Below are 23,553 nucleotides of genomic sequence, written 5' to 3' on the forward strand. Positions count from 1 at the left end.
GCAACAACAACCGGTCGTGCTCAGGGATTCCCCGCCACGCTCGATATTGGGCGATCCGACTGACGTCATTGTCATGAGTTTGTCACCGAACTTACCTATGCCAGAACGAAACTCACGAAATGACTACTGCGTCTGGTAAGTCTTCATCTGCTGCGATCCCGGCCAGGAAACGCTCGGCATCGAGACTGGCCGCGCAGCCGCTACCCGCCGCGGTGATCGCCTGGCGGTAGGTGTGGTCGACCAGGTCACCGCAGGCGAAGACGCCGGGAAGGTTCGTCGCAGTGGTACGACCCTGCACCAGCACGTACCCGGCCTCGTCGGTGTCGACCTGCCCGACGACCAGTTCGCTGCGCGGGACGTGTCCGATCGCCACGAAGAGTCCGGTGACGCCCAGTTCGCGGGTGTCACCCGTCTGCACGTCGCGCAGGGTGACGCCGGTGAGCTTGGGCTCGCCGTGGAGCGCGACGACCTCGCTGTTCCAGGCGAAGGAGATCTTGGGATTGCTGTGGGCCCGCTCGGCCATGATCTTGGAGGCCCGCAGCTGGTCGCGGCGGTGCACCATCGTGACGCTGCGTGCGAAACGGGACAGGAACGTGGCTTCTTCGACGGCCGAATCCCCGCCGCCGACCACTGCAATGTCCTGATCCCGGAAGAATGCGCCGTCGCAGGTGGCGCACCACGACACACCGTGACCGGACAACCGCTTCTCCTCGATCAGGCCCAGCTCCCGGTAGGCCGAACCCATCGCCAGGATGACCGCTCGGGCCCGGTGGATCGAGCCCTCCGAGTCGGTGACTTCCTTGATGGGACCGGACAGGTCGAGGGCCTCGACGTCGTCGCGGATCAGCGTCGCACCGAACCGCTCGGCCTGCGCTCGCATGTTCTCCATCAGGTCCGGGCCCATGACACCCTCGATGAACCCCGGGAAGTTCTCGACCTCGGTGGTGTTCATCAGTGCGCCACCGGCGGTGACGGAACCTTCGAAGACGACCGGGGCGAGGTTGGCCCGCGCCGCATAGATCGCGGCCGTGTAGCCGGCGGGCCCGGAGCCCACGATGATCAGATCGTGCACCTGCTGCGTCACTTGTCTCTCCACTGCTGCGCGTAGCCGTCCGCCTTCGGAATCGGCCTACTGGATAACCGATCGTAGGCCCCGGGTGTTCCCGCCGCGCCGGACGGTCAGGAGAAGACCTCGACGTTGCCGATCCGCGTGCGGAAAACGTCGTTGTAGGCACTCAGCTTGGTGATCCACAGCAGGACATATTTGCCGGTGAGCGGACCGCCGGTGACGTTCTGCTGGCCCGAACCGTTGTTCAACGTGCCCAGGAGATTCTGCGGGCTGCGCGCCTGCTGGTCGCCGACGTAGACCTCGATCGTTGTCGGGTTACCCAGGACGTTGACCTCGACCCGATTCACGGACTGGCTGCCATCCAACGTCAGCAGCAGACCCACGCCGTGCTTGCCGGTCTCGGTGAACGTCTCCAGCTTGTACGGATGGGTCGACCACGAGGTGTACGCGTTGCCATCGATCGCCCGATAGGTCAGCTGGTTGTTCTCGTTGCCGTCGCCGTCGGGGTCGTAGCTGGTGGCGTTCTCGATGGTCAGTTTCCGGCCGGTGACCGGAGCAGAGCTTGTGGGTGAGGTGGATTTGGACGCGGACACCGAGGTCGACGGCTTCGCCGACGGCGCGGCCGTCGAGCTGCCCCGGTCGAAGAACGAGCGCAGTCCCAACAGGCCCAGGATCATGGCGATCACGACCAGGCCGCCCACGATGACCAGGGCGAGACGACTGGTGGTGGGATCCGGGTCGCCGTACACGTCGGGGATCAACGGTGCGGGCGGCTCCAGATCGGTGTACTCCTCCTGGTGCTTCGGCGGCTCGGTCGCCTGGGCGACCCTGAGGGTCGAGGCGCCTCGCGGAATTGAGGCACCCCGCAGCGTCGAGGGATCAAACGTATGAGTGTCGTCCTGCTCGAGTTCGGGATGTCGCCCGACCATCGTCGCGTCCGGATCGGTGGGATCCACCGGAGCCGCCGCAGCGGCGGCACCGCCACCGGAGATGGCGGCCTTGCGGGCGCGGGCAGCCTGATCACCCGACACCGAGTGCACGATCTCGGAGGACCAGGGGGACAGACGGTGTGCCAGGGCGGTGGGTGTGGCCGGGCCGGCATCGTCGATCAGGATCTGCTCGACCAGGCCGTCGAGGTCAGAAGGTACGCCGGGGCTCAACGAGCTGGGCAGCTGAAGGGTGCCGTTCGGTCCGGTGGGTGCATCCGGTAGCCCGGCCACGGAGGTGGGACCGGACCACTGACCGGTCAACGCGGCGTACAGGCAATGGACCAACGCGACGGTGTCGGCACGCGAGGCCGCGTCGGCATCCAGGTCGTCGGTGCCGGCCAGGGCGGACTCGATCGCCAGCCCCCGCACGGAGACGGCTCCGGAGCGGGATCGCTCGATCGAATGCGGAGTCAGCGCGAGGTGGTGCAGTCCGCGGCTGGCCGCGGTGCCCAGTCCGACAGCGGCCTCACCCACGATCCGCCGGGCCTCCTCGGCGGGCAGTGCGCCGAGTTGCGCCAGGGCGGCCAGGGAATCGGTGCGATGCAACGCCTCGCTGACGATGAACGCCAGGCCGTCCTGTGAACCCACATCCAGCACCCGCACCAGGTGGGGGTCCTCGACGGCCGAGGCACGCCGTGCACTGTCGACGGCAGCGGCGGCCCCTGGGAGATCTTCCTCGAACAGGGTGATCGTGACTTCCCGGTCGAGGGTTGCGTCGTGGGCCAGCCACAGTTCGTGGTCGTCGGCCCGTCGCAGGAGTGTCGTTGTGGCATAACGGTCAGCGAATACGCTGCCGCCCTGCACCTCGCGCACCCAGCCGTCCCTTCGAATCTCCGGTGTCCAGGACTCGTTGCCCTGCACGTAACGCAGGCATCTTATGCGGTGCGGCGCAGTCTCCCGCTGATGGCTCGCGCACGCGCGAGCAACGATTCGATCTCGGGAACGCGCAGGCGTTTGGCCATCCAGACGTAGACCAGGCAGAACAACGGCACCCCGATCACGGTCGCCAGCAGCGCCACCCCTCGCGACTCCAGCGGGCTGGACGGGGTGAAGACACCGACCGTCAACGCGTAGACGACGCCGACGGTCGCGGTGGCCACGAGCGCGGCGACGGCCAGCTTGCCGTACGTCCGCAGCACCCCGTTGCCCGGCACCCGGCCCAGGTGTCGACGGACCAGGAACCAGGCGACGGTCGCTTCGATGACGTAGCTGAGGGATTGTGCCCCGGCGACACCGGCTCCGATGGCCTGCACGGGTAGGTGCGCCGCCAACAGCGTGAACGGGATCGCGATCGCCGTACACACGACTTGGAGGTAGAACGGCCGGGTGGCATCGCTGAACGCATAACAGACCCGCTGGATCAGCACGCACATCGTGAACGGGATCATGCCCAGGCACATCGCGATCGTCGCGTCCGCCACCGCGGCTCCGGCGTTGTCCCGGGTGCCGAACATCGCGATCGCGATCGGTCCGATCAGGATGAACGACCCGATGGTGACCGCCACCGTGGACACACCCGATAGGCGTAGTCCCAGCGTCAGATCGTCCGCCACGGCCGGGCGATCACCTCGATGGGCGGCGTGCGACAGCCGGGTGTACAGCGCCGTCACCAGGGAGAGCGTGATGACCGAGTGCGGCATCATAAACAGCAGGAAGGCGTTGGATTGGGCCGCCTTTCCGCCGAAGCCGGGGGGCACGGAGTTCAGCACGCGGGAGGTGATGATCTGACCGACCTGTTGCACGGCGACAGCGCCCAGTGCCCAGCCGGCGATCTTGGTCGTGGTGCGTGCCTCCAGGCCGCGGAACCGCCAGTTGATGGAGAAGTTGTAACCGCTGCGGCGTAGCGGGATGACCAGGATCAGCGCCTGCGCCGCGATGCCGAGGGTCGCGCTGCCGGCCAGCACCAGGATCTCCGCCCACGACCACCCGTCGGTCTGCTGGATCCGCCCCGGGTCGGCCATCCCCCACAGCACCAGCAGGCCCAGGATCGAGACGATGTTCGCCAGCACCGGTGCCCACATCAGGGCACCGAAGCGGCTACGGGCGTTCAGGACCTCACCGAGCAGGGTGTACGCACCGTAGAAGAACAGTTGGGGCAGACAGACCAAGGTGAAGGCAATACCCAGTCGCAGCCGATCCGGGTCGCTGGTGCTGTCGAAGATGCGGTACAGATACGGCGAGCCCAGCATCAGGATGACGGTGATCGCGCCCAGCAGGATCATGGCGCGGGTGAGCAGGGCGTCAGTGAAGCTCTTGCCGCCGTCGGCCTCCTTCATCGCCCGGGTGATCTGTGGGACGAGTACGGCGTTGATCACCCCGCCGGCCAGGAGCAGATAGATCAGGTTGGGCAGGTTGTTGGCGGTGTCCCACACGCTGGCCGGTGCACTGTTGACGCCGATGATGTGCGCCAGCAGGACCACCCGCAGGACGCCCATCAGCCGGGAGACGATGGTGCCGGAGGCCATGACCGCGCTGGACCGCAGGATCCCCCCGCCGGACGTCGTGGGTGGTTGCGAGGTGGGGGTCGGCGGCTGCGCAGGGGGTGTCTCTACGGCGGCGGGTACCGACTGACCGGGGTGTGCCTCCTGCGTGCTGGGTGTGCGGTCCCGCCGCGTGTCGACCGTGATGTCCGGTAGATGCTCGACCGCGCCGTTCTGCAACAGGTCGACCGCGGCCACGAACTCGGTCTCAGCCGGTGTCTCGGGCAGATCGCTGCGGACCCACGCGTTGTACAAGCCACCCAGACTCGCCGCGATCGGTGGCGGCTCGACACCCGACGGTGCGTCCTTGGCGGGTTCTCTGGGGCTCATTCTTCTTCGTCGTCGTCGATAAGGGGTGCAGGTGTGACGGTGACAACCGCATCCCGGGGAGTCCGTGCGCTGGGATCGAGATGCTCAGCGGTGCGCGGACCCCGCCGGACCGCCCGGATCAACCCGATGATGAACACAATGCCACCCAACGAGCCCAGCACCCAGTAGATCCAACTCGCGGTAGGTCGCACGTCGACCTGCACCTGGGTGCTCTGACCATCAGGACTGCCAAGGACCAGACCCCCCGGGGTACTCAAGGTCGCATCCACGGGGACCTGGCCCTGAGCCAGCGCTTGGACCCGGAACCGGGTTGTGGTGCGGCCGGTCACCCCCAGATCCAGGGCCTGGGTCGGATTCTCCACCTGCAGGATGGCGCGGCGCGGTATCAGGGTCAGCTGCACCCCTTGGACGGCGCGGGTCAGGGTGCTGGTGACGGTCACGCTCAGTTGTCCGGAATCGGCGAAGAAATTGACGTTGCCCGGACTGACCGCCACCCGCGCGAGTAAGCCGGAGGTCGCCGTACTGGCAAGGCGCAGCGCCTCAGCGGCACTCGGGGAACTGGCCCGCCAACGGGTCGACAAGGTGGTATCCAAGGCAGCGCTGCGAGCGGCGATATCGGCATCGCCGTCGACCAGGACCGTGCCGAACCCGGTCAGCCGGCGGCGTTGCTGCTCAACGCCTTCCAGCAGGATGGCGGTGATGGTGGTGCGACCAGGGGTGGGGTACGGCGTGCCCTGCGACGGCGTGGCCCGCAGCTGTGCTGTGGGGCTGGTGGCGATCGCCGCCGTGGCCTGGTCACCCGTCTGATCCGCGGTCCACGCGGCGTCCCGGACGGCGGTGAGGCGGCCGGCAAGAGCGGCCGGCTTCAGGGTCAGGTGCCGGGGTACCAGCGCGGCCATCGAGCGCTGGTTGCCCGGTCCCTGCAGATAGATGGCCAGGGTGTACGCAAGCAGATGCGCCGATGCGGCACCCTCTCCGGAGGGATCCGGCGAGGACAGCAGGGAGCTGAGGGTTTCGTCGTAGAGCACGATGCCGTTGGTGCCGGTGGCTCGGCGGGTGGCGGTGGTCACCAAGCCGGAGTTGGTGACGACCCGGTCGGGTTGGAGGAGCACCGGTGCCGTGCCCTGCGCGGCGGTCCACGTCGTGCTCAACTGCGTCAACTTCTGTGCCGGCTGGGCTTCGACCGGAGCGGCGACGACCGTGTCGCTGATGGCACGCAGGTCCTGCGGCAGTGCCGGGCTGATCGCCCGCTTGAGCGCGCCCTGGTCACCGCTGGCGAGCAACCCGGACAGGTCAGGGTCGTCCAGGGGGGTCCACCAAATCTTCTGCTGGCCGCCGTCGGTCGTTGACTGCAACCGGGCCCGTAGGGCCGTCATCTCCGTCTCGACAGCGTCCCCGGTGGACGGTGGAGCCGTCGTCGCAGTCGGAGTGGAGGCGGTGGGTTCGGTGCCGGTTGCCGGGGTACTGGTCGGGCTCGCTGACGTTGTCGCACCCGCTGGGCTGGTCGGGGTCGCGGGGTTGGTGGGTGACACCGCTACCGCCGGCAGGTTGTCGTCCTGGGCGACCGGTTCGGTGACGAGGCGTGGATCGACCAGCCAGATCACCGGTTGTCCGGCCAGTGCAGTGAGCAACTGGTCGATGGTGGACCCACTGCCGATCGCTTTCTGCCAGGCCTGCGTGCGTTGGCCGCCACTGGGCCCGAACAGTGCGGGATCGGCCGGAAGGGTGAGCAGGACCACCCAGTCGATCGCCAGGCTGGGTGTCACCGAGTCCGCGGTCACGACTTGCAACGAGCTGCGCACACTGCGCAACACCGGGCCGCCCGCGCTGCTGACGCTCACGACCATCGGAAGACTTGCGTACGAATTATCCTGGGGGAGCGCGCTTTTGGGGATTCTGACTGACCAGTTCGTTTGGTCTGACGGGTCCAGTTGGGGCAACGTCGCAGTCGCCACCGAATTGGTGAGGTACGTCGTGTTGCCGCTCTGCCAGTCCGCGAGCCTGGTCGTGGTGTCCAGTGATCGGTTGCCGAGCCCGATGGTGATGATCGGGCTGATCGGGTCGGTCGACTGGTTGGTGACGGTACCCGTGATCGTCACATCGGCGTCACCGCCGGAGATCTGCGGCGTCACCGTCCCGATGGTGAGTGAACCGGGGGTGTTCCAGTCGGTGGCGAGACTCGTAGGACTGGCCGATGAAACCGGTGCGGTACTACCGAGCGCGATCCCCACCGACAGCATGGCCACGATGACGAGCAACAGGACATGCGGCCAGCGCCGGCGGTCGGGTCCAGAAGACACGAGTCTCAGGCGGTTCCAGCCAAGCGCTCCCACGCCAACTGCACGATGCGGCGTTCGTTGGGGAAGGTCAGGTAGCGGTGCACTGTGTCCAGCCTGAACCATCGCGCGTCCACTGCCTCATGATCGGGGTCGCCCTCGACACTGATCGATCCGCCGACGGCCTCGAGTAGATAGTGGTGCACGCGCTTGTGAATCCGGAACTTGGGTGTCGTGAACCAGTAGTCGATGGTGCCCAGCGTCAGCAGCGCCTGCCCGACGATCCCGGTTTCCTCGGCAACTTCGCGGACCGCGGTCTCCACCAGCGTTTCGCCCGGTTCGACGTGACCTTTGGGCAGGCACCATTCGAGCTTGCCGGCTCGGTTGTGCCGGGCGATCAGCGCGATCCAGGCCAATCCGTCGTTGACGTCGATGACCACCCCGCCTGCGGAGATCTCCTCCACCGCGGGCAGCCGCCGCACACTGCGGCTGGCTCGGGGCGGGGACAGACTCATTTCAATACTTTAACCACGGGCGCGGCACTGAGGGTGTCTTCGCCTAACCTTGGCGGGTGCCCCAGCCCGACCCCGTCGATGAGTTGCCGTACGCCGAGTTGCAAGCTCGCGCCGTACGTCACCTTGCGCCCGTCCTGGGGGTGCTGACCGATCTCGGGGCACGGTTCGCGGCGCAGGGACACGAACTGGCGCTGGTCGGTGGCCCCGTGCGGGACGCGCTGCTCGGCCGCACGCCCAGCGATCTGGACTTCGCCACCTCCGCCAGACCGGAGCAGACCCAGGCGATCCTCGATGAGTGGGCCGATGCGACCTGGGACATGGGCCGGGCGTTCGGCACGATCGGCGGGCAGCGCGGTGCTGACACGGTCGAGATCACGACCTACCGTGCGGACGTCTACGATCGCACGAGTCGCAAACCGGAGGTGATGTTCGGCGACTCGCTGGTCGATGACCTGCGTCGGCGCGACTTCACCGTGAACGCGATGGCGTTGCGCCTGCCGGACCCGCAGTTCGTGGACCCGTTCGGTGGACTCGCCGACCTGGCGTCGCGCATCCTGCGTACCCCGGCCCCGGCCGTCGAGTCATTCGCGGACGACCCGTTGCGGATGATGCGGGCGGCCCGGTTCGTGGCTCAGTTGGGCTTCACCGCCTCCGCGGAGGTCGTCGGCGCGATGACCGCGATGGCCTCGTCGCTGGAGATGATCTCGGCGGAGCGGGTGCGCGACGAACTGTCCAAACTGCTGTTGGCCGACCATCCGACCCCGGGTTTGCGGTTGCTGGTCGACACCGGTCTGGCCGCGGTGATGCTGCCGGAACTACCGGCGTTGCAGTTGGAGGTCGATGAGCACCACCGGCACAAGGACGTCTACGAACACTCACTGACCGTGCTGGAGCAGGCCATCGCTCTGGAGGGTCCGCGCGAGGTTCCCGGCCTCGGACCGGTCGAACCCGTGCCCGCTCCCGACCTGGTGCTGCGGCTCGCTGCGCTCCTGCACGACATCGGCAAACCGGCCACCCGCCGTTTCGAAGCCGGCGGTGGGGTGTCGTTCCATCACCACGAGATGGTGGGCGCCAAGCTGACCAAGAAGCGGCTCAAGGCACTGCGCTACCCCGGCGACATCGTCAAGGACGTATCGCGACTGGTTGAGTTGCACCTGCGCTTCCACGGTTACGGCGGTGGGGAGTGGACCGACTCGGCCGTGCGACGCTACGTCACCGACGCCGGGCCTCTGCTGTCCCGGCTGCACCTGTTGACCCGCTCGGACTCCACGACGCGTAACAAGCGCCGGGCTGCGGCGCTCGCCGCCTCCTACGACAGCCTCGAACGTCGGATCGCGGTGGTGCAGGCGGCCGAGGAGCTGGCCGCGGTCCGCCCGGAACTCGACGGGAACCAGATCGCGGAAACCCTTGGTATCAAACCGGGTCCGGTGCTCGGCCGGGCCTATAAGCACCTGCTGGAGTTCCGCCTGGATGCCGGCCCTGTCGGTGCGGACGCGGCGCGGGAGGAGCTGCTGCGCTGGTGGGCGCAGCAGCCCGAGGCTCAGGCCTGAGCCGACCGCAGCGTCTCGATCAGCGGGGTCGTCGGACGGCCGATCAGCTTCTTCAGGGTGCCGTCGGTGAAGGCCAGATCACCCTCGGCGATGTTGGCGTCCAGTCCGGTGACGAAGCCGATCGCCCCCTCGGGCAACCCGGCCTGCTGCAGTGCCGCCACGTGCTCCTGCGTCGAAACGTCCTTGCTGACCACGGCGCGACCCAGGACCTCGCCCAGCGCGGCCGCCAGATCGTCGTACGTCCACGCGGTGTCACCGGCGAGCTCGTAGACCTGGCCGATGTGGCCCTCGGTGGTGAGGACGACGGCCGCCGCTTCCGCATAGTCGGCGCGGGACGCGGAGGCCACCTTGCCGTCGTGGGCACTGCCCAGCAACACACCGCTGCCCCGGACCTCGTCCAGCTTCGGCAGATAGTTCTCGTTGTACCAGTTGTTGCGCAGAATCACGCTCGGCAGACCGCTCGCCGCGAGCGCCTCCTCGGTCGCCTTGTGCTCCGGGGCCAGGATCAGCCGGCTGGTGGTCGCGAACGGCGCTGAGGTGTAAACGAATTCGGTGATGGTCCCCCGCGACGCGGCTGCGTCGATGACCGCGGTGTGCTGGGCGACGCGCTGCCCGACCTCGCTGCCGGAGACCAGGAGGACCTTGTCCACCGGCTCCGCCCCGACCAGCGCCGCCAGGATGGTTTCGGGCCGGTCGTAGTCGAGTTCGGCGGCGCCCACCCCGCGATCGACCAGGTCGGAAATCTTTTCCGGGGTGCGAGCGCCGGCGATGATCTGGTTCGCCGGTACGCCGCGTTGCAGCAATGCTTCGACGGCCAGTCGGCCGAGGTGTCCGGAGGCGCCGGTGACGAGGATGGTCATGAGGGTCCTTTCGCAGGGAGGGTCTGTTCGCGGCAACCCCCGGACGCCGGATCGCATTCCCGGTGCCGCGCTCCCGCAGTCGGTTTGGTCACGAATGGCCCTTTGAAAGCTTCAAAGGGGCCATCCGTGACCAAACCCGGGGGCAGGAGGGGCGGGCGGTCAGCTCTCCGCGAGGATCAACTCGTCGTCGAGCGCCAGTTCCTCGGTGCCACGGCTACCCCGGCGCGGACGCAGCGCCACCATGAGCACCGCGAAACCCACCGCCAGCAACGCGCCTGCTACCGCGAACCCGCGGTCCGCGCCGGTCACGAAGGCGTCGGTCACCGCTGCCGGCGTCGCCGACACCGGGTGAGCCGTCGCGAACACCGTCACCAGCACGGCCAGGCCGAGGGCGCCGCCCAGTTGCTGGGTGACGTTGACCAGACCCGAGGCCACCCCGCGGTCGGCCGGCTCGACACCGGTCAACCCTGCGGCGGTCAGCGGGACGAACGCGGTGCCGTTGCCCAGCCCCAGCAGGATCATCGGCAGGACCATCGCGGCGTACGTCGTGTGGGCACCCAGCACCAGGGCCATCGACCCCAGCCCGATCGCCGAGAGCGCCATCCCGACGCCGGCGATCACCCGCACGCTGTAGCGGTCGGCCAGCCACCGCGACACGATCTGCGAGGAGGTGAATACCGACAGCGGGATCGGCAGGAAGGCCAGACCGGTCTGCAGCGGCGTCCAGCCCAGGACCAACTGCAGGTACTGGCTCATGAAGAAGAACGCACCCATCGAGCCGGCCACCAGAAGCAGCCGCGCGACGTACGCCGTGGAGCGCTCGCGGTGCGCGAAGAGCCGCAGCGGCGTGATCGGGTGGGAGACGATCGACTCGTTGAAGATGAACGCGCCCAGGAGCACGGTGCCGGTGACGAAGGCGATCAGCGTGCCGGCATCGCCCCAGCCGTCCTCGGCGGCCCGGATGAATCCGTAAACAACCGTGCTCATGCCGAGCGTCACCAGGATCGCGCCCAGGGCGTCGGCAGGCGTCCGGGTCCGGGCGGTCCGCGGCAGGACGAGGAGCGCAGCGACGAAGACGGCGATGCCGATGGGGGCGTTCACGAAGAAGACCCAGCGCCAGGAGGCGAGGTCAGTGAGCAGACCGCCGGCGATCAGGCCGATGGCTGCACCCGAGGCGGAGACAACGGTGTACCAACCGATCGCACGAGTCTGCTCACGGCCGGGCGCCACGCTGGACATCAGGATGGTGAGGGCGGCCGGGGCGAGCATCGCGGCCCCCACCCCCTGCAACGCGCGGGCGCTGAGCAGTACGACGGCGTTCGTGGCGAACCCGCCGAGGATCGAGGAAGCGGTGAACAGCACCAGCCCCGCCAGGAAGGTGCTGCGCCGGCCGACGATGTCGCCCAGCCGGGAGCCGAGCAGCAGGAGGCCGCCGAAGGCGAGCGTGTAGGCGTTGACCACCCAGGACAGGCTGGCCGAGCTCATCGACAGATCCCGCTGGATGTCCGGCAGGGCGATGTTCACGATGGCCGCGTCCAGCACGATCATCAGCTGGGTGATCAGGACCACGGCGATGATCACGCCGGTACGGCGTGACATCCCTTCCGTGGGAGGGGACTGGGTTTTGGGGGCCGCACTACGTGTGGTCTCGGTGTGTGTCATGTCAGTTGGCCCTTCAAGGAGTATGGGGCGTAGAATCGACTGAAGCGGAGGATTTCTCCGGTTGCGATAGAACGACTATACGGAGGCATCCTCCGGTTATGCAAGTGGTGCCTCGAAGGTGGTGTGGAGTCCATGGGGGAAACGTCGACGACGGTGTCGCGTGATCAGGGGACTGCGACGGCGGCCACAGCCGCGAATACCGTTGCTGCAGAAGCAAAGAAGCCGCTGCGTGCCGATGCTGCCCGCAACCGGGCCAAGCTACTGGCTGCTGCGGCGGAGGCCTTCACCCACCAGGGGGTGGAGGTGTCCCTGGAGGACATCGCCGCTGCCGCCGGGGTCGGGATCGGCACCCTCTATCGCAACTTCCCCACGCGCGAGGATCTGGTGTTGGCGGTCTACGCCGACCAGGTCAGTGCGTTGGAGCAGCGCTCGCAGGAGTTGCCGACGCAGTTTCCTCCGGCGGAGGCCCTGCACGAATGGATGCGCGGTTTCGTGGACTTCTACGCGGTCAAACGCGGCATGGTGAATCTGCTGCGTTCGATGCAGAGCACCAATCAGACGCCGTTCGAGGGCACTCGGGAGAAGTTGCTCGCGTCCGCGGATCGCGTCCTGCAGCCGGCGATCGAGTCGGGAGCAGTCCGGCCCGACGTCAGCGCCAGCGAGATTACCCGCGCGCTCGGTGGTATCTGCTTGGCCGCGGCCAACAACGCGGACGACACCGCTCTACCGCTGGTGGATCTGATCTTCGACGGACTGCGGTACGGCTGCCCGAGCAGCGACCCGGGCACCAACTGAGCCCGACCAACTGAACCACGGCACAAACTGCACCACTCGGCGTATTTGCTGGTTGTCGTGATCAGTCGGTCACGATGACGAGGACTTCGCCCTCCTGCACCACGTCACCGCGGCGGACCCGCACGGCGGTCACTGTGCCGGGAAACTCCGGAGCCACCGGGATCTCCATCTTCATCGACTCCAGAAGTACCAGCTCCTGGCCGGCTTCGACGTGGTCGCCGACGGACACGTGGACGGCAGCAACCTCGGCGACCAAGTCCGAGGCAATCTCCTGATGGGGCACCTGGCCAGTCAAGCACCGCCCGGGTCGGCGCCGCGCGGTGTGATCCGCCGGAAACCGCCCAGGTTCTTTGTGCGTTCTACACAGGGGGGGTTGCGAGCGCTCGTTCATGACATCGGTCATGGCTGGCCGGCCAACTCGCGATGTATCGTGAATTAACCCGCTTGTGTGTCTGTCCCGAAGGAATGTCATGCCCATCGTGAGCGTCTTCGCATTCGCCTGCCTGGCGTTGCTGGTCGGCCGAATGGCCGGACGCGTCCCCCAGCTGTCGACAGGGGGCGCGTTCCTTGGTCTCGTCGTCTGCGGACTTCTGGGTGCCGCGTGGGTATTGCCAGTTCTACCGTTAGTGTTCGTAGGCTGGGTCCTACTGGGGCCGACCCGCCGAGAGCACAAGCGCTCACTGAGAGCGGCGCGGCGCACGCACATCGAGGGAAGGTGGCAGCAGATGGCTGACACAGGTTCTGGTCAACCATGCTGTGACAACCCGATGCCGCACCGGCACCGGCCGTACGAAGTACCCACGGCTGACACGCCCCGCCGTCGTCGGCCCTACGACCCGCCGCAGACGCAGACCCGCGTGGCCGGTGGCGACCAGGGTCTACTGCAGTTCGCTGCCGATACCCGGCTGCCCGAGTCCAGCCGCGAGCGCATCGGCGCGTTGCACGACCGGTTGGCCGAAGCCGTGAAGTACGTCAAGGAGCGCAACCTCGACTCCGGTCTGCACGGGTTCAACCTGGAGCAGATCCGCGACGACTTCGCGCCGAACGCGATCAAGACCTACCTCGCGCTGCCGCCGTCGACTGCGCGCACGACCGTGATCGTCGACGGAAAGACCGGTGAGGTGCTCCTGAACGAGCAACTCGATCTGCTCATCAAGGGTGTCGACCAGCAGCTGGTGTCGGCAGCGATGGCCAGTGGCGATGAGATGCGGGCCAGCGAGCGTTTCCTACGGGAGAAGTTCGGCGCCCGCCCCGGAGACCTCGAACTGGACTGATCTCCCGTCGGTGGTAGCTCGGGATGGCTACTGTCAGCCCATGGGGAGTCTGTGGAGCGCAGCTATTGCGGTAGCCACGCTGACCGGCGTCGGGTTGCTGACGGGGTGTTCGTCCGGGGGAAATCAAGCGTGCACCGCCGGCCTTGCCGAGGGCCATCAGGCGGTCGTAGTCGGCTCCGGGATCCCGACGTCGGCCACCGCACAGGTCTGCGACAAGACTGTCTGCTCCTCCGCAACCGCGACCAGCACCGATCGCGTCGACGTGCCGCTCGACATGGCGATGTGGAAGCGTGCATCAACGGTCACCGCGAACGTGTCGGCGGGCGGCACCCAGATTGCCGCGCCGGTGACCGCCACGCCCACGGCGAGTCCGTCGACCAGCACAGCGGATAACGGCTGCGATGTCCTGGTCGACTACCGATACACCGTCACGGTGACCCCGACCCACTGATTCCGACCCGGACGCACGCGAAGGCGGCCCACCCCGCGAAGGGATGGGCCGCCGTACGTCAATCAGTAGGCAGACTCAGCGAGCCTCGGTGCCAGCAATGAAGCCCTCGAGCCGCGCGCGGCCCTCGGTGTCCTCGCGCTGCTCCGGCGGGGACTTCATCAGGTAGGACGAGGCGGACAGCAGGGCGCCGCCGATGCCACGGTCCTTGGCGATCTTCGCCGCACGGATCGCGTCGATGATGATGCCGGCCGAGTTGGGGGAGTCCCAGACCTCGAGCTTGTACTCCAGGTTCAGCGGCACGTCACCGAACGCGCGACCCTCGAGGCGCACGTAGGCCCACTTGCGGTCATCGAGCCACGCGACGTAGTCCGACGGGCCGATGTGCACGTTCTTGTCGTTGACCTTGCCCGACAGCGGACCGTTCAGGTTGCTGGTGACGGCCTGGGTCTTGGAGACCTTCTTGGACTCCAGACGCTCACGCTCGAGCATGTTCTTGAAGTCCATGTTGCCGCCGACGTTCAGCTGGTAGGTGCGGTCCAGCGTGACGCCGCGGTCCTCGAACAGCTTGGCCATCACGCGGTGGGTGATGGTGGCGCCGACCTGGGACTTGATGTCGTCACCGATGATCGGCACGCCCGCGGCCTCGAACTTCGCAGCCCACTCGGGGTCGGAAGCGATGAAGACCGGCAGCGCGTTGACGAAGGCCACGCCCGCGTCGATCGCGCACTGCGCGTAGAACTTGTCGGCCTCTTCGGAGCCCACCGGCAGGTAGGAGACGAGCACGTCGGCCTTGGCGTCCTTGAGCGCCTGGACGACGTCCACGGGCTCGGCGTCGGACTCATCGATGGTCAGGGCGTAGTACTTGCCGATGCCATCGAGGGTGTGACCGCGCTGCACGGTGACACCGGTCGGCGGCACGTCGGCGATCTTGATGGTGTTGTTCTCGGACGCGTTGATCGCCTCGGACAGGTCGAAGCCGACCTTCTTGGCGTCGACGTCGAAGGCGGCAACGAATTCCACGTCACCGACGTGGTACTCACCGAACTTCACGTGCATCAGGCCGGGGACCGTGGTGTCCGCCGGGGCGTTCTTGTAGTACTCGACACCTTGGACCAGCGAGCTGGCGCAGTTGCCGACGCCGACGACGGCGACGCGGATGGATCCCATGGACATAGCTCCTTGTGCGGGTTTCTTACTTGTTTTCAGCGGTGGACTGCTGGGTTGCGGGACGGCCGGCCCGCTCGGTCTCAATGAGTTCGGACAACCACCGGACTTCTCGTTCGGTGGATTCCAAACCGTGGCGGTGCAGTTCAGTGGTGTAGGCGTCGGCGCGCTCGCGACGCTGCCGGGACGCTTCACGGGCGTCGTCGAGGCGCTCCTCCAAGCGCGACCGGCGGCCCTCGAGGATGCGCAACCGCACGTCCTGGCCGGTCTGGCCGAAGAACGCGAAGTGCACGTCGAAGGAGCCGTCCTCCCAGGAGCCCGGACCGGCGTCGGAAAGCATCGCCTCGAGCTGGTCCTTACCCTCCGGCGTGAGCGCGTAGGTGATCCGGGAGCGGGAGTTGATGGCATGTCCGGCCGCATCGTCAGCCCGCGCAGTGACCCAGCCACGCTGCTGCAGCGTCTTCAGGCAGGGGTAGAGGGAACCGAAGGACACCATGTGGAACGCGCCGAGGATTCCCGACAGCCGCTTGCGGATCTCGTAGCCGTGCAGCGGTGAGTCGTGCAGCAGGCCCAGGACGGCGAGTTCGAGCATCGCGCCGCGGCGGTTCGCGCGGGTCGGGCTCATAGCGGATTCTTTCCTGGCGGAGATGATGGTGTGCGATATAACGAGACAACGTTAGCGCTCGATGTATCGAAATGATACATCGAACCCTGTGAATCCGCTAACACCCCAGGTGGCCGCGGTACCGCCGAAATGTGCGGCCAGGCTGCCCCTGCCGACCTCGTCGAGCAGTACGCCGATCTGTCAGCTCGCAGGAAGTGCCATATTCCGCGGTTACTCTTCTTGATCGTGAGTGATCAGTCCGACGTACCCGCCGACTCGGCGACCACGACCCACGGGCGGCCGGCCAAGCGGCCCGCGGGGCGTCCGAAGCAGAAGCAGAAGAAGAAGCACAGTCTCTTCTTCAAGGTCGTCGTGGGCACGATCCTGGGTCTGTTCGGTCTGCTGCTGGCGGTCATCGCGGCCCTGGTGGTCATCTACTTCACCACCGATATCCCCAAGGCGAATGCGGATGCCACCAAGCAGATCTCCATCGCCTACTACGACGACGGCAAGACTGAGATAGGGCGGCTCGGCTCGATCAACCGGGTGCCGGTGACGCTGGACAAGGTGCCGGTCCAGACCCAGCACGCGTTCCTGGCCGCGGAGGACCGCAACTTCTACGAGAACAAGGGCGTCTCTCCGACCGGCATCCTGCGCGCGTTGTGGTCCAACGTGCGAGGCGGCGGGATCAAGGGCGGTGGCTCGACGATCACCCAGCAGTACGTCAAGAACTACTTCCTGACCCAGGACCAGTCGTTGTCGCGCAAACTGCGCGAGGCGATGATCGCGATCAAGATCGACCAGAGGTACTCCAAGGACCAGATCCTGGAGGACTACCTGAACAACGTGTACTTCGGCCGGGGCGCCTACGGCATCCAGGCAGGAGCGCAGGCCTACTTCGGCGTCGACTCCGACAAGTTGACCCTCAATCAGGGCATCTTCCTGGCCAGCGTAATCAACGCGCCCAGCTTGTTCGACCCGGCGTACGCCGATGGCAACCTGGCGCGCGCGCAGTCCCGGGCGGCGTACGTCGCGGACGGCATGGTCGACAAGGGCTGGCTGACCGAGGCGGAACGGGCGAATTTGACGCTGCCCAGCTTCCCGGTGATCAAACAGAAGTCGAGCGTGTCCGGCCCCAACGGTTACATCATCCAGGCGTTGCGCAAGGAGATGATCAACAAGCTGGACATGACCGACAACGACATCGACCGCGGCGGCCTGCGGATCGTCACCACGATCAACAAGAAGGACCAGGACGCGGCGATCGCCGCCGTGAACAAGGTCGTCCCCGAGGACATCCGCAACCTCGGCAACATCCACACCGGGCTGATGGCCCAAAAACCCGACGGTGCGGTCGTGGCGATGTATGCGGGGACCGATCCGCAGAAGGAAGCCTCCACGACGCAGTACCAAACGATGCAGGGTGGTTCGAGCTTCAAGGTCTTCGGTCTGGCGGCGGCGCTGAAGCAGGGAATGAACCCCTCGACGACCTACTACAACGGGCCGGCTGAGTTGTACGTCGGCGGCACCGGCAACGGTTCGGTCGTGCACAACTTCGGTAACGAGTCATTCGGGCGCATCAACCTCGTGACTGCCCTGGCCCACTCGGTCAACACGGTCTTCGTGCAACTGAACAAGGACCTTGGCGATGACTACAAGCCGACGTTGCAGGCGGCCCAGGACCTGGGTATTCCGGCGACGGATCCGGGCATGCTCGGCACCAAGGAACCCGCCACCTTCATCAACAACATCCTGGGTACGCCCGCGGTCAAGGTGGCCGATATGGCGACCGCCTACAACACCATCAACAACAACGGAACCAGGGTCGACCAGTACTTCATCAGCAAGATCACCAGCCCGGACGGCGACGCGGACTACACGCACAGCCAGTCCGGTCAGGACGTGTTGACCAAGGACCAGGCAGCGACGTTGACCCAGGCGATGTCGCACGTGCTCAGCGACCGCGGTGCCACCGGTGCGACGGCCAACGACATCCTGGACCGCCCGGCGGCGGGTAAGACCGGCACCTCGGGTACGGCGAGCGAGAGCGGTGCGATCTGGTTCACCGGCTTCACCCCGGGCCAGCTCACGACCTCGGTTTCCATGTTCAAACCCAACAACGAAGGCGGGACCGACGGGCAGATCATCTACAACGGCAAACCGGCCACCGGTGGTGCGCTCGCGGCACAGGTGTGGGGCTATTTCATGAAGAGCGCCCTCGCGGGTCAGCCGGTGGCGCAGTTGCCGAACCCATCGGGCGACACCGGACCGACGATCACGCGGCAGCCGACCTACACCAGTCGGCAGACCCAACCGACGACGACGACGTCCACCCCGTCGAGCACGGTCACGTCGTCCGCGCCCCCGACTCCCACCAGCACCACGAGCACCACGACGCAGGCGCCCACCAGCACCACGACGCAGGCACCGACACCGACCACCACCCGGTCGCCGTCGCCGACGCGCACGCAGGAGCCGACCTCCACCGAGACGCAGCAGCCGGCGCCCAGTAGCGAGCGCCCGACGGCCAGTCAGAGCCAAGAGCCGAAGGCTCCCGCATCGTCCTCGGCGCCGTAGGCGAGGGCCGGCCCGGTTTAGTCTGATCGGCGATGAGCGTGATCGAGGATGGGGCGCAGGACCACACCGGTCCGGGTGACCAGGTGAGCGACGAGGCGGACCAGGAACGCGCCGTACGGGAGAAAGCCGCGCGCGCCAAGGCGGCCCGGGACCGGCACGAACGCGCCCGGGTGCGCACCCCCAGCCTGGTCGAGGAACCGGCACGGGTCGGCTCCCAGGTATTCGGCGGACCCGTCGGCCGGTTCGCGACAATCGGCCGCCGTGGATGGCCGTTCGTGGCCGCTCTGTTGTCGGCTGCCGCCAGCGTCATGGTCGCGCTGTCGGTCCTGCAGAAGAGCCACTGCGTGAAGGTGGGGTGGGGGTCGCCGGGCTCACTGTGGCGGGCCTGCTACTCCGATATCCCGATCGGCGTCGGCGGCTCCGGGGGCCCGTGGGCCGCGGGCGGACCGGGCCAGTCCCAGCCGGTCCTGACCGCCGTTCTCACCTGGTTCGCGCAGAAGGTGGTGCCGGGCGGCGGCAGCCTCGAAGAGCAACAGATGCTCTTCGCCGTCGGCGCGGTCATCGTCGTGCTCTGTATCGCGCTGACCGTCACCGCGACGGCAGCGACGTTGCGGGACACGCCCTGGCTCGCCGCGCACGTCGCCCTCAGCCCGGTGTTGATCACCGCGTCGATGGTGTCCTTCGACGTGTTCGGGGTGGCCCTGGCCGCACTCGGTCTGTGGGCGTGGTCGCGCCACCACCCGCTGCTGGCCGGCACGTTGCTCGGTGCGGCCGTGATGGCGCGCACCTATCCCTTGGTCTTCATCGCCGTGTTGGTCATGCTGTGTCTGCGCGACGGGCGCCGGCACGACCTGGCGCGATTGCTCGCCGGAGCGCTGGGCGTCATCGCGATCTGTATCGGTCTGGCAGTGGCCGTCGGTGGTGAACCGTTCGCGCCGTACGCCGCGTGGAACAACGCCGGACCCGGTTACGGCTCGGTCTGGTTGTTGCTGCAGACCGCCGGTATCGCGATCCCGGCGCACCCGTTGACGGTGATCGCGGTGGCCGGTTGGGTCATCGCGCTGCTGATCGGCGTGGTCGCGCTGCGAGTGCGCCCGGACGCAGCCTTCGCCCCGCTGGCCCTGATGCTGCTGGTCATCGTCCTGCCTTCCGGCAAGGCCATGTCCGTGCAGACCTGCCTGTGGATCCTGCCGTTGTTGGCCCTGTCCGCCGTGCGCTGGCGCGACCACCTGATCTGGGCGGGGGTGGAGATCGTCTACTTCATCATGGTCTGGATGTACATCGCCGCGCCGAGCAACGCGGCCAAGGGTCTGCCGGCTGCGGCGTACGCCGTGTTCAGCCTGGCGCGGTCGCTGGCCTACGTGGGCATCGCCTGGGCGGCGTGGGACTCCAGTGCCGCGGCACGTACGGCGATCGGCGGGGATCCGGTGCATCGTCCGGTCCCGGTGCGCCCGGCCGCAGTGGTCGCGCTCGCGGTCGGCGATTAGGGACCCGGCCCACGCTGCCGATAGACTCGGGTGGCTTATCTGTCGGCCTGTGGATAAATTCTGCGGGTTGTCGGTGCTCTGCGAGACAGTGGGGTCATCGACGGACAGGCAGGCACGCTGCAACCCTCCTGTCACGGAAAGACCGTGACCGCCGAGACCAAAGGAGGTGGGTTCACGCATGCGTCAGTACGAACTGATGATCATCCTCGACCCGTCGCTGGACGACCGGGCCGCAACCCCCACGCTGGAGAAGTTCCTCACCGTGGTCACCAAGGACGGTGGCACCGTGGACAACATCGATCTGTGGGGCCGTCGGCGCTTGGCGTACGACATCAAGAAGCAGTCCGAAGGCATCTACGCGGTGGTCAACATGACCGCGGAGTCCGCCACTGCCCAGGAGCTTGACCGCCAGCTCGGCCTGTCCGAGTCGGTTCTGCGGACCAAGCTGCTGCGCGCCGACGCCTGATCGGGCGTCATCCCTTCACCACCCACTGACCCACACCCACCATTCCCGAGGGGACGACCTCCATGGCTGCAGGCGACACCGTCATCACCATCATCGGCAACCTGACCCAGGACCCGGAGCTGCGGTTCACTCCGTCCGGGGCTGCCGTCGCGAACTTCACCGTGGCGTCCACGCCGCGCACGTTCGACCGGCAGAGCAACGAGTGGAAGGACGGCGAAACGCTGTTCATGCGCTGCTCGGTGTGGCGTGAGGCAGCTGAGAACGTCGCCGAATCCCTGGTGCGCGGTTCCCGCGTGATCGTCTCCGGCCGGCTGAAGTCGCGCTCCTTCGAAACGAAGGAAGGCGAGAAGCGCACGGTGATGGAGCTCGAGGTCGACGAGGTCGGACCGTCCCTGCGGTACGCAACTGCCAAGGTCAACAAGACCCAGCGCGGTAGCGGCGGCGGTGGCGGTGGTTGGAACACCGGCGGAGGCAACTCCGGCGGCGGTGACAACAACGACCCGTGGGCCACCGGTGGCTCCAGTCCGCAGGCGCCGGCCCAGTCGGCACCGTCGGGTGGCAACCAGGGTGGTTGGAGCACCGGCCCGTCCTACGACGAGCCGCCGTTCTGATCACCCACTGAACACGAATTACCCATCCCGAGCACCGCTCGGGCTCTCATAAGAAGAAGGAGAGCACCACGATGGCAAAGCCCGTTGTGCGTAAGCCCAAGAAGAAGGCCAACCCGCTGAAGGCCGCCAAGGTCGAAGCGATCGATTACAAGGACGTCGCGCTGCTGCGCAAGTTCATCAGCGACCGCGGCAAGATCCGTGCTCGCCGCGTGACCGGCGTGTCCGTCCAGGAGCAGCGGCTGATCGCGACCGCGGTCAAGAACGCCCGCGAAATGGCGCTGCTGCCCTACTCGAGCTCGGCTCGCTGAGCCCGCGTAAGGAGAGCTGAACGATGAAGATCATCCTGACTCACGAGGTGTCCGGTCTGGGCGCCGCCGGTGACGTGGTCGAGGTCAAGGACGGCTACGGCCGTAACTACCTGCTGCCCAAGGGCCTGGCGCTGCCGTGGACCAAGGGCGGCCAGAAGCAGGTCGACTCGATCAACCGTGCCCGCCAGACGCGTGCGGTGAAGTCGCTGGAGCAGGCGCAGAGCGCGAAGGGCACCTTGGAGAACGCCAAGGTCACCCTGCCCGTTCGTGCCGGTGACAACGGCCGCCTCTTCGGTGGCGTGACGACCGCTGAGATCGCCGAGGCTGTCGAGGCCTCCGGTGGTGGCAGCATCGACCGTCGCACCGTGGAGGTTCCCTCCCCGATCCGCACGACCGGTGAGCACACCGTGACCGTCCGGTTGCACCCGGAGGTCCTGGCCACAGTGACCCTGAACGTGGTCCCCGCCAAGTAACCACTCGGCGTACGTCCGAAGGCCTCGTCCCCCCAGCGGGACGGGGCCTTCGACGTTTCCGGCGCCGAGGTTGCAGGAGCTTTTCAGATTGTGGGAGGCGAATGCGGCGCCGAACGGCTCCTAGAACCTCGATTCCTCCCACAACCGCGGCCGGCGAGGGGTCGCTGGTAGGGCGCGGCGGCGGACAGTCAGGTGCCGGTGACCAGCCACCGGTCGGAGCGGGCACGTAGGCCCAGCCCCACGCAGCGCAGCACCAGGAACCAGCCGAACGCCAACCAGACGATGACCATGGCGGTGGCATCGCCGAGAGCGGCCAGGTCGGCGGCGCGCGTGCGCAACCAGATCACCACGGGGGCATAGCCAAGCAGCACCAGTACCTGCACCCAGGCGAGCGCACGACCGTCGCCGGCTCCGATGAGCACCCCGTCCAGGACGAAGACGATGCCGCACACAGGCAGCAGCACCGCCAGGACGAGCAGCGCCGCACCGAGGGTCTGCTGCAGATGCGGGTCGTTGGTGAACAGGCGGGGAAGGACCGTGTGGGTGGCGGCCAGCAGTACGGCCAGGACCGCCCCGAGGCCGACGCCCCACCAGGTGAGGATGCGCGTCAACGTCCGCGCCGCGTGGCGGTCCCCGGCGCCCAGGGCCCGCCCGGTCATCGTCTGTGCGGCGATCGCCAGGGCGTCCAGCGCGAAGGCCATGGACGAGAACACCGTCATCGAGACCTGGTTGGCGGCCAGGACTACGGTGCTCACTCCCGCCGACAGCCAGGTGTCCAGCAGCAGGGCCCCGCGCAGGGCCAGGGTGCGGATCAGCAGCGGTACGCCGCTCGTGGCCGAGGTGAGTACCCCGGCCGGGTGCGGGCGTAGTCGCGCACCCATGGAGCGGGCTCGATGCGCGACGACGAGGGCAAGGCCCAGGCCCATCCCCGTCTGGGCGATGACCGTGCCCCAGGCGGATCCTGCGATACCCAGTCCCGCTGGGAAGACCAACAGGTAGTTCAGTGCGATGTTGACGCCGAAGCCGAGCGTGGCCGCGATCAGTGGCGTGCGGGTGTCCAGCAGGCCACGCAGGACCCCGGTCGCGGCCAGGATGACCAGCATGCCGGGGATCCCGATCGCCGAGATGCGCAGATAGATGACCGCCTGATCGACCGTGGCGTCGGATGCTCCGAACAGCCGGCAGATCGGTCCGGCCGTCGCCCCGACGACGACGGCAGTGACTGCGCCGAGGGCGATCGACAGCCAGATACCGTCGACGCCTCCCGCCAGGGCTTCGCTGTGCTGTCCGGCACCCATCCGGCGAGCCACGAGTGCGGTCGTTCCGTAGGCGAGGAACACGAAGATGTTGACACCGGTCAGCAGTGCGGCACTGGCGACGCCGAGACCGGCGAGCGGGACGGTGCCGAGGTGGGCGACGATCGCGGTGTCTGCCAGCAGGAAGAGTGGTTCGACGATCAGAGCAAGAAAGGCAGGGACGGCGAGGGCCGCGATTTGACGCGCCGACACCGTCGTTGCCGGCGCTTGATCCACGCGTCGATGCTATCTGTTCGAAATGTGAGACATCGCGCATCCGAATGCCGGACGATTTTCTCGGCACTGTCAGTGTTACA

21 protein-coding genes are annotated in these 23,553 nt (G+C 67.2%); 10 read left to right on the forward strand and 11 right to left on the reverse strand.

From position 1 onward, the window contains the following. Nucleotides 1-112: 112 nt before the first annotated feature. The 5 genes from trxB to AZH51_RS11755 all read right to left on the reverse strand — a co-directional run bounded on the left by trxB (nt 113) and on the right by AZH51_RS11755 (nt 7,659). The gene (gene trxB / locus AZH51_RS11735; protein ID WP_291524489.1) at nt 113-1,096 is read right to left on the reverse strand and encodes a thioredoxin-disulfide reductase; all 984 of its coding nucleotides are present in this window, start codon (nt 1,094-1,096) and stop codon (nt 113-115) included. Between the two features lie 83 nt (nt 1,097-1,179). Continuing rightward, entirely contained in the window at nt 1,180-2,919 is a 1,740-nt protein-coding gene (locus tag AZH51_RS11740) for a hypothetical protein (protein WP_291524491.1), read from the reverse strand. Between the two features lie 14 nt (nt 2,920-2,933). Further along, on the reverse strand, nt 2,934-4,868 hold the full coding sequence (gene murJ, locus AZH51_RS11745) for a murein biosynthesis integral membrane protein MurJ (protein WP_291524493.1): 1,935 nt from the start codon (nt 4,866-4,868) through the stop codon (nt 2,934-2,936). After that, the gene (locus AZH51_RS11750) at nt 4,865-7,168 is read right to left on the reverse strand and encodes a hypothetical protein (protein ID WP_291524495.1); all 2,304 of its coding nucleotides are present in this window, start codon (nt 7,166-7,168) and stop codon (nt 4,865-4,867) included. Before AZH51_RS11750 ends, murJ begins: the two co-directional genes overlap by 4 nt. 5 nt (nt 7,169-7,173) lie before the next feature. Next, the gene (locus AZH51_RS11755) at nt 7,174-7,659 is read right to left on the reverse strand and encodes an NUDIX hydrolase (RefSeq protein ID WP_291524497.1); all 486 of its coding nucleotides are present in this window, start codon (nt 7,657-7,659) and stop codon (nt 7,174-7,176) included. 56 nt (nt 7,660-7,715) lie between these two features. Here AZH51_RS11755 and AZH51_RS11760 point away from each other — a divergent pair, with 56 nt between their 5' ends. Continuing rightward, complete coding sequence (locus AZH51_RS11760) at nt 7,716-9,209, forward strand: CCA tRNA nucleotidyltransferase (RefSeq protein WP_291524499.1); 1,494 nt, start codon at nt 7,716-7,718, stop codon at nt 9,207-9,209. Here the strand turns inward: AZH51_RS11760 and AZH51_RS11765 are convergent. Both AZH51_RS11765 and AZH51_RS11770 read right to left on the reverse strand, forming a co-directional pair. Continuing rightward, nucleotides 9,200-10,069 (reverse strand): SDR family oxidoreductase, encoded by an 870-nt coding sequence (locus tag AZH51_RS11765; protein ID WP_291524501.1) that lies wholly within the window; start codon nt 10,067-10,069, stop codon nt 9,200-9,202. The two genes, AZH51_RS11760 and AZH51_RS11765, sit on opposite strands and share 10 nt — an antisense overlap. A 159-nt stretch (nt 10,070-10,228) precedes the next feature. Next, nucleotides 10,229-11,668 (reverse strand): DHA2 family efflux MFS transporter permease subunit, encoded by a 1,440-nt coding sequence (locus tag AZH51_RS11770; protein WP_291524503.1) that lies wholly within the window; start codon nt 11,666-11,668, stop codon nt 10,229-10,231. A 195-nt stretch (nt 11,669-11,863) separates the two neighbouring features. Here AZH51_RS11770 and AZH51_RS11775 point away from each other — a divergent pair, with 195 nt between their 5' ends. Then, nucleotides 11,864-12,526, forward strand: coding sequence for a TetR/AcrR family transcriptional regulator (locus AZH51_RS11775; RefSeq protein WP_291524505.1), 663 nt, complete (start codon nt 11,864-11,866; stop codon nt 12,524-12,526). 61 nt (nt 12,527-12,587) lie between these two features. On the opposite strand, the gene AZH51_RS11780 is transcribed toward AZH51_RS11775, so the two are convergent. Then, the gene (locus AZH51_RS11780) at nt 12,588-12,809 is read right to left on the reverse strand and encodes a biotin/lipoyl-binding carrier protein (protein WP_291524507.1); all 222 of its coding nucleotides are present in this window, start codon (nt 12,807-12,809) and stop codon (nt 12,588-12,590) included. 442 nt (nt 12,810-13,251) lie between these two features. Here AZH51_RS11780 and AZH51_RS11785 point away from each other — a divergent pair, with 442 nt between their 5' ends. Beyond that, nucleotides 13,252-13,800 carry a hypothetical protein gene (locus AZH51_RS11785; RefSeq protein WP_291524509.1) on the forward strand — a complete coding sequence of 183 codons (549 nt, stop codon included), beginning with the start codon at nt 13,252-13,254 and terminating at the stop codon, nt 13,798-13,800. 40 nt (nt 13,801-13,840) lie between these two features. Further along, nucleotides 13,841-14,251 (forward strand): hypothetical protein, encoded by a 411-nt coding sequence (locus tag AZH51_RS11790; protein WP_291524510.1) that lies wholly within the window; start codon nt 13,841-13,843, stop codon nt 14,249-14,251. A 75-nt stretch (nt 14,252-14,326) separates the two neighbouring features. Here AZH51_RS11790 and AZH51_RS11795 read toward each other — a convergent pair whose 3' ends face one another. Together AZH51_RS11795 and AZH51_RS11800 are read right to left on the reverse strand one after the other, a co-directional pair. Continuing rightward, complete coding sequence (locus tag AZH51_RS11795; RefSeq protein ID WP_291524513.1) at nt 14,327-15,418, reverse strand: inositol-3-phosphate synthase; 1,092 nt, start codon at nt 15,416-15,418, stop codon at nt 14,327-14,329. A 25-nt stretch (nt 15,419-15,443) separates the two neighbouring features. Continuing rightward, a complete protein-coding gene (locus tag AZH51_RS11800) occupies nt 15,444-16,040 on the reverse strand; it encodes a PadR family transcriptional regulator (RefSeq protein WP_291524515.1) in 597 nt (198 codons plus the stop codon). A 225-nt stretch (nt 16,041-16,265) separates the two neighbouring features. On the opposite strand from AZH51_RS11800, the gene AZH51_RS11805 reads away from it, so the two are divergent. From AZH51_RS11805 to rplI, 6 genes are all read left to right on the forward strand, one after another. Beyond that, complete coding sequence (locus tag AZH51_RS11805; protein ID WP_291524517.1) at nt 16,266-18,596, forward strand: transglycosylase domain-containing protein; 2,331 nt, start codon at nt 16,266-16,268, stop codon at nt 18,594-18,596. Between the two features lie 32 nt (nt 18,597-18,628). After that, nucleotides 18,629-20,083, forward strand: a complete 1,455-nt coding sequence (locus tag AZH51_RS11810; protein WP_291524519.1) for a glycosyltransferase family 87 protein — start codon at nt 18,629-18,631, stop codon at nt 20,081-20,083. A 178-nt stretch (nt 20,084-20,261) separates the two neighbouring features. Beyond that, entirely contained in the window at nt 20,262-20,549 is a 288-nt protein-coding gene (gene rpsF / locus AZH51_RS11815) for a 30S ribosomal protein S6 (RefSeq protein WP_291524521.1), read from the forward strand. A gap of 62 nt (nt 20,550-20,611) precedes the next feature. Then, the gene (locus tag AZH51_RS11820) at nt 20,612-21,160 is read left to right on the forward strand and encodes a single-stranded DNA-binding protein (RefSeq protein ID WP_291524523.1); all 549 of its coding nucleotides are present in this window, start codon (nt 20,612-20,614) and stop codon (nt 21,158-21,160) included. Nucleotides 21,161-21,231: 71 nt separating this feature from the next. Continuing rightward, the gene (gene rpsR, locus AZH51_RS11825; RefSeq protein WP_109687271.1) at nt 21,232-21,468 is read left to right on the forward strand and encodes a 30S ribosomal protein S18; all 237 of its coding nucleotides are present in this window, start codon (nt 21,232-21,234) and stop codon (nt 21,466-21,468) included. A gap of 23 nt (nt 21,469-21,491) precedes the next feature. Continuing rightward, nucleotides 21,492-21,941: a 50S ribosomal protein L9 gene (gene rplI, locus AZH51_RS11830; RefSeq protein WP_291524525.1), complete on the forward strand. Its 450-nt coding sequence runs from the start codon at nt 21,492-21,494 to the stop codon at nt 21,939-21,941. Between the two features lie 188 nt (nt 21,942-22,129). Here rplI and AZH51_RS11835 read toward each other — a convergent pair whose 3' ends face one another. Further along, nucleotides 22,130-23,473 (reverse strand): MATE family efflux transporter, encoded by a 1,344-nt coding sequence (locus AZH51_RS11835; protein ID WP_291524528.1) that lies wholly within the window; start codon nt 23,471-23,473, stop codon nt 22,130-22,132. Nucleotides 23,474-23,553 lie beyond the last annotated feature (80 nt).

The organism is Branchiibius sp. NY16-3462-2 (assembly GCF_001594145.1).
In the GTDB taxonomy this organism is placed as follows: domain Bacteria; phylum Actinomycetota; class Actinomycetes; order Actinomycetales; family Dermatophilaceae; genus Branchiibius.